This window comes from uncultured Aquincola sp., from assembly GCF_964001545.1.
Lineage (GTDB): Bacteria > Pseudomonadota > Gammaproteobacteria > Burkholderiales > Burkholderiaceae_C > Aquincola.
The window spans coordinates 1-1,967 of record NZ_CAXFDV010000567.1 but is presented as its reverse complement, the minus strand read 5'-3'; the positions used below and the strand labels follow the sequence as shown (position 1 = coordinate 1,967).

Sequence of the window (1,967 nt, the reverse complement as noted above, 5' to 3'; positions counted from 1 at the left end):
GATGGTGGCCAGGTAGGGCAGCATCGACAGCAGCTGGCTGGAGACTTCGACGCCGGCGCCCTGCAACGCGAACTGCAGCATGGTGACGCCGCCGAACAGATAGGCGCCAAGCAAGACCCGCGCCGGCCGCCAGGTGGCGAAGGTGGTGAGGGCCAGCGCGATCCAGCCGCGGCCGGCCACCAGGCCCTCCACCCACAGCGGCGCATACACCACCGACAGGAAGGCCCCCGCCACGCCGCACAACGCGCCGCCGGCCAGCACCGCGCCGAAGCGGATCAGCCGCACCGGGTAGCCCAGCGCATGGGCCGACTCGGGCGATTCGCCCACCGCGCGCAGCACCAGGCCGGCGCGGCTGCGGTAGAGGAACCACGACAGCGCCAGCACCAGCGCGATGGCCACGTACACCATCCAGTGCTGCTTGAAGAAGGCGGGGCCGATGAAGGGGATGTCGGCCAGGCCCGGCACCTCGAAGGGCACGCGGTCTTCCAGCTTCTTGCCGACGAAGCTCACGCCCACGAAGGCCGAGAAACCACCGCCGAAGAGGCTGAGCGCCAGCCCGGTGGCGTACTGGTTGGTGTTCAGGCCAATGACCAGCAGCGCGAACACCGCGGCCATCAAGGCGCCGGCGCCGGCACCGGCCGCAAAGGCCAGCACGTCGCTGCCGGTGGCCAGCGCGGTGGCAAAGCCGGCGATGGCGGCCACCAGCATCATGCCTTCGGCGCCCAGGTTCAGCACGCCGGCCTTCTCATTCAGCAGCAGGCCCAGGCCCGCCACCGCCAGCGGCGTGCCCGAGGCCAGGGTGGCCGCGATCAGCAGGGCGATCTCGTTCACGGCTGCACCTCCTTCAGTTGCGCGGCGGCAGGGGCGGCGGGTGCCGCCACCGCGCGCGGCGCCGAGCGCCACTTGACGCGGTAGGTGATCAGCGTGTCGCAGGCCAGCAGCAGGAACAGCAGCGAGCCCTGGAACACGCCGGTGAGCGCATTGGGCAGGCCCAGGCGCGACTGGCCCAGCTCACCGCCGATCAGCATCATCGACAGCAGCACGCTGGACAGCACGATGCCCACCGGATGCAGACGGCCAACGAAGCACACGATGATGGCGGTGAAGCCGTAGCCGGTGGACACGTGCGGCGTGAGCTGGCGCAGCGGGCCGGCCGCTTCCATCGCGCCGGCCAGGCCGGCCATGCCGCCGGAGATCAGCAGCGCCGTCCACAGCGACTTGCGGGCCGAAAAGCCCGCATAACGCGCGGCCGCCGGTGCCAGGCCGCCCACCTGCAGCTGGTAGCCGCGGTAAAGGCGGAACAGGAAGATCCAGAACACCGCCACCATCACCAGCGCCACCACGATGCCCCAGTGCAGCCGGGTGCCGGGCAGCAACTGCGGCAGCCAGGTGCTGGCGTCAAAGGTCTTGGTCTGCGGGAAGTTGAAGCCCATCGGGTCCTTCCAGGGCCCGAACACCAGGAAGTTGAGGAACTGCTGGGCCACGTACACCAGCATCAGGCTCACCAGGATCTCGCTGGCGTTGAAGCGGTCGCGCAGCACGGCCGTGACCGCCGCCCAGGCCGCGCCGCCCACCACGCCGGCCAGCAGCACCAGCGGCGAGTAGAGGCCGCGGGCGCCGGTGATGCCCTGGCTGGTGAGCCACAGCGCCACGCCGCCGCCGGTGATGGCGCCCAGCAGGAACTGGCCTTCGGCGCCGATGTTCCACACGTTGGCCCGGTAGCACACCGCCAGGCCCAGCGCGCACAGCATCAGCGGCGTGGCCTTGAGCAGCACCTCGGCGGTGGCGCGCAGGCCGTTCAGCGGCTCGACGAAGAAGATGGACAGGCCGCGCACCGGGTCCTTGCCGAGCGCGATGAAGAGCAGGCTGGCCAGCACCACCGTGAGCGCCAGCGCGATCAACGGCGAGCCGAGCGACATCACCTTGGAAGGCTGAGGGCGCGCCTCAAGCTTGAGCATGTTGCACCT

Annotated in this window: 2 protein-coding genes; both read right to left on the bottom strand. The window is 70.5% G+C overall.

Features of this window, described 5'->3' with window-relative positions; genetic code table 11:
- Positions 1 to 831, bottom strand: an 831-nt coding sequence (locus ABNT58_RS19465; RefSeq protein ID WP_348755077.1) for an ABC transporter permease, incomplete at its 3' end; no start/stop codon positions are given.
- Positions 828 to 1,958 carry an ABC transporter permease gene (locus ABNT58_RS19460; protein ID WP_348755078.1) on the bottom strand — a complete coding sequence of 377 codons (1,131 nt, stop codon included), beginning with the start codon at positions 1,956 to 1,958 and terminating at the stop codon, positions 828 to 830. The genes ABNT58_RS19460 and ABNT58_RS19465, both read right to left, overlap by 4 nt.
- Between the last annotated feature and the right edge of the window lie 9 nt (positions 1,959 to 1,967).